Annotated in this window: 4 protein-coding genes; all 4 read left to right on the top strand. The window is 31.7% G+C overall.

What is annotated here, in order from left to right; translation table 11 throughout:
* Window positions 1–85: 85 nt before the first annotated feature.
* The 4 genes from ACFRAK_RS27190 (at window position 86) to ACFRAK_RS27175 (ending at window position 3,831) form a co-directional block, all read left to right on the top strand.
* Window positions 86–805 carry a hypothetical protein gene (locus ACFRAK_RS27190; RefSeq protein WP_394572907.1) on the top strand — a complete coding sequence of 240 codons (720 nt, stop codon included), beginning with the start codon at window positions 86–88 and terminating at the stop codon, window positions 803–805.
* A gap of 299 nt (window positions 806–1,104) precedes the next feature.
* Window positions 1,105–2,481, top strand: coding sequence for a M1 family metallopeptidase (locus tag ACFRAK_RS27185; protein WP_394572906.1), 1,377 nt, complete (start codon window positions 1,105–1,107; stop codon window positions 2,479–2,481).
* A 208-nt stretch (window positions 2,482–2,689) separates the two neighbouring features.
* A complete protein-coding gene (locus tag ACFRAK_RS27180) occupies window positions 2,690–3,223 on the top strand; it encodes a hypothetical protein (RefSeq protein WP_394572905.1) in 534 nt (177 codons plus the stop codon).
* Window positions 3,224–3,435: 212 nt separating this feature from the next.
* Window positions 3,436–3,831 carry a hypothetical protein gene (locus tag ACFRAK_RS27175; protein WP_394572904.1) on the top strand — a complete coding sequence of 132 codons (396 nt, stop codon included), beginning with the start codon at window positions 3,436–3,438 and terminating at the stop codon, window positions 3,829–3,831.
* The last annotated feature ends 283 nt before the right edge of the window (window positions 3,832–4,114 follow it).

Genomic DNA, 4,114 nt, shown 5'->3' with positions numbered 1-4,114 from the left:
GGCTTAAGCCTAATTGGTTTTTAGAAATCTACCTATCATATATAAGATAGTGTTACACCAAAATGTGAAATAGAGGTGACGAATAATGAATGATGTTTTTACACGTGGTTGGATTAACCTTTCCATTCAGTGGGGTTTAGATAGTTTTTCGAACTATATAGATGAAATGGAGGATATTCTTAGTGTTCAGCTAAAGAAATTAGAAAAAAAATATAAAGAGGAGATAAAAAATATTTCAGAAGATCAAGCTGAAGATCTCTTTGAATATAATTACGCCGATCAGGTAAGTTACTTAAAAGATGATTTCCCTAATATCCTGCGGAAATCCTTTGTAACCTCATTGTATTCCTTTCTCGAACAACAATTGGGCAAGATTTGTGAACAAGTACAACTAGCTAGACTAGATGATTCAAAAATTCGTAGTGGAATATTTAATTATTATGAATATCTAACAGATGAGGTTAGGGTTGACTTCGATACTTTAAATGAAGCATGGAGTAAAATAGAGAAAATCAACAAAATTAGGAATCATATAGTCCACAACGGTGACGACACACTTAATAAAGTGAAAAGCCCACAAAGTAAAGAAGAAAAAAGAAATAATGCAGCCATTGACGCTTATCTTTACTTTAATCTTGCTAAAGAAGATAAAGTTTATAATGATTTTTTGATATCGGAAAATAAAGCAAATAAATTGAAATATGATATAAAGATATCTAGTGATTTTTGTGAAGAAATACTAAATATCACGAGGGTATTTTTTGATACACTTACAAATTTGTTAAAAGACTACAAAAAATCATAATTTGGTTTAACTTAGAAATTTCCATTTGAAAAGAAACAATCTTTTTCTTTTTCCTGGCTAAATGTGGATTTGAAAGAAAGTTGTACTGTTTATAAAAAAGATGAACCGAAATGATTTAATTTCGGTTTTTCTTAATGAACTAAAGGGGCAGTTTAGTTGGGATAAGAAAATAGAAGGTATTTACATTTTTTTGAAGAAGTACTTTCTTTACATAGTTAAAAATCGAAATGCAATGAGGTGAAGAGATTAGAAAATTAATTATTATATGCCTACTAATAATTGTATCTGGTTCTATATGGATGGTATATGAAACTGAAAATGAGAAATTTCCAAGCACTTCAACGGTTAAACTGGGTAATGGAGAGTTTTCACCAAAAGGATTATCTCCAGGTAGCGAGTCTGAGTACGATATTACTATCGAAATGGATGTAGAAGGGAATTTTAAAATCCATTCAACTACTTCAATAAAAAATATCTCTACTGATAAATGGGAACAGTTAATGTTTTACTTTATTCCAAATATGTTTACTGAAACTAATTCATACTTAGAAAAACCATCTACTGTTAAAGTTGAAAGCATTAATCTCGATGGAAAAACAGTAAAGTTCAATCTTGAAAAGGATACCTTAACAGTTCCTTTAAATGAAAAATTAGAACCAAATCAAAATGTAGTTGTGGACATTAAGTATGAATTCACTCTTCCAGAGGAGGGTTATAGATTTACCCAAAATGAAAATAATTATTTTTTAGCACAATGGTATCCTATGATTGCCACATATAGAAACCATAAATGGAATAAGGAAGCGTATCGGCTTAAAGGTGAGAGCTATCATACTGCATTTAGTGATTTCAAAATACAATACAAATTGCCAAAAGATTTAACCCTAATTTCATCCGGCGATAATGATGGGTATCCAAGTAAAGGTACAGGCGTTTTAGAAGGGGACAACTTAAAAGAATTTTATATTTCATTATTGAAAGAACCGAATGTGATCCAAAAGAAGACGGGTGACATTACAATAAGAGTATTTGGGGTTGATGAAAGGAAAGAGTTACATAAAGAAATAAGCGAGATGGCTAGCGAAGCAATGAATTACTTTCAAGATACTTTTGGACCTTATCCTCATAAGCAACTGGATATTATTTTAGATGAAAAAGGAATGGAATATCCAGGTGTAGTAACAGCAGGTTCTAATTATAATCGTCTTGAAAGTCCTGAACATCTAAAGCGTATAGTCGTTCACGAAATTGCTCATCAATGGTTTTATGGGGTTATAAGTAATGATCCTTATCACGATGCCTGGCTGGATGAAGGTATAACAGACCTCGCTACTTTGTTGTTTTATGCAAATCAAGGTAATGATATTTCCTTTGATGAAGAGCTCTTCAAGGAATTTACTTTACCTGTAAACTTACCACTAGATAAATACTCTTCTAACGACCAGAGTAATTATATTTATGGGAAATCTTCCACAATGCTCTGGAAAATTTTCCAGGAAAATGGCGGGGAATTAAAAGCTGAAGATTTTCTCAAAAATTATTATGACCATTATCAATATATAGAAGTAGATACTGAAGAGTTTGTACGTTTTTTAAAATACTATTTGAACTTAAAAGATGACGACTATTTTAAAGATTGGATTTTATTAGAGAATAACAACGAGAATTTAAACTAAAGTAATTTAATATATCTCATATTTTTTCTTTTCTTAATGAACTAACGGTGCTTTAGCAGAAGGATCGGAGCTGCCTTTAAGGCAGCCTTTTTTTATGCACTAACGGGGCAGGTTTGTTGCATAAGGCTGTTCAGCAATTCAAATAACGGTATAGTATAGTTTAATTAAAGTTTGAACAAACTACCACCATAAAAAAAGGTGGGTTCCTATGATTAGATGGTTGTGTTTATCCATTTGTTTTATTTTTGGCTTTAATACATTTGGGAATGTAGTTGCTGCAAACACAGGCAGAATTCCACTTGAAGAATCTCTATTTGATATAGGTTACAGGCCTGTTGAGGAAGCTTTGAAGACCTGCGAATCATACTTTAATAAAAAGATAAAAATTCCATATAAATTGCCACCTATAGCTTTCACACATCAATTAGGCAGATGCAATCATACAATTGGAATAAACAATGAGCTTGAAGTTGAGCTAATTAATGAAAATATACCGAAAAGCCATTATGTAATCAGAGTTCGACCGAGCGAACACAGGATTAATTTTACACAAGAACGGATTGACAAAAAGTATAAAATAAGCAATGACACTTATGCACTATATGTTACAAACCGAGCCCAAGTATGTAATTATTTGATTTTTGAAAAGGATGGTTGGCAGTATATGTTAGGAATTGATAAGAGGATATCTGATAAAGTTCCACCAAAGGTTTTAATAGAAATAGCAGATTCATTCCTTTAATGATGAGTCATTAGGAGCTAGGGGTTTTTCTTTTGAGCTAACAGGTGCGTTAGCTGAAGATCAGAGCTGTCTTTAAGGCAGCTTTTTCTTTTATGAATCTAAAGGGGCATGATAGATAAAGTAGGCTATTCAACTTTTTGAAAATAAGGGACATAAAATAGATAGAACCCCACACAATAAATAAGAACTAATATAAAAGAGGGTGTTTTAAAATGGTCCTGAAGGTAACTTTGAAAAGAGTACTTCTTTTAAGTGCAGTATTTCTAACTTTTTCACAAAGTGTTCAAGCAGAAGAAAATAATAATCAAGAAGGGAAAGTAATTTATCAACTCCACTATGATTATGAACCAATCTATAATTTACTAAAAGTTAATAAGAAGGAATATGACCAATACTGGAAAGAGGGTCTTTCTATTGCTGAAATGGCAAAGAAACAGGGTATTTCAAGAAGAGATGTGGAAGGCTATTTTATAAGTTTACACTATAAAGAAATGCAAAATTGGAGAAAAAAAGGTACCCTTTCAGAATTTGATTATTTCGACCTTGTCTATAGATTAAAAGAGCATGAAATCGAGGAGTTTATTGATCGCAATCCAAATAATTCTTAAAGAACTAACGGGTGCTTTACTTCAATAAGAGAGTTGCTTTGGCAGCTCTTTTTATTATGGAACTATCGGGGCAGGTTAGTTGAAGAGCGCTGTTTGATCTTTGTTCAACAATTGGGCCATATTGTTGAATAACTAATATCAATTATAAAATGAAATACATGGTAAAATTATTGTTGAGAGTTATTCATAGAGGAGGATACATTTGGGGGTAGAGTTTAAACATCTAAAAGGCATAGTTGAATTGATAAGTTCAAAGAGAAAAAGCTATGGAGTATTAAAAAAG

The sequence above is a fragment of the Peribacillus sp. NPDC056705 genome (assembly GCF_043656335.1).
This window is presented reverse-complemented; position numbering and strand designations above follow the sequence as displayed.

What these genes read in the sequence shown, in the direction of transcription:
- ACFRAK_RS27190 (WP_394572907.1), top strand. Translation starts at nt 86, where the DNA reads ATGAATGATGTTTTTACACGTGGTTGGATTAACCTTTCCATTCAGTGG.
- ACFRAK_RS27185 (WP_394572906.1), top strand. Translation starts at nt 1,105, where the DNA reads ATGGTATATGAAACTGAAAATGAGAAATTTCCAAGCACTTCAACGGTT.
- ACFRAK_RS27180 (WP_394572905.1), top strand. Translation starts at nt 2,690, where the DNA reads ATGATTAGATGGTTGTGTTTATCCATTTGTTTTATTTTTGGCTTTAAT.
- ACFRAK_RS27175 (WP_394572904.1), top strand. Translation starts at nt 3,436, where the DNA reads ATGGTCCTGAAGGTAACTTTGAAAAGAGTACTTCTTTTAAGTGCAGTA.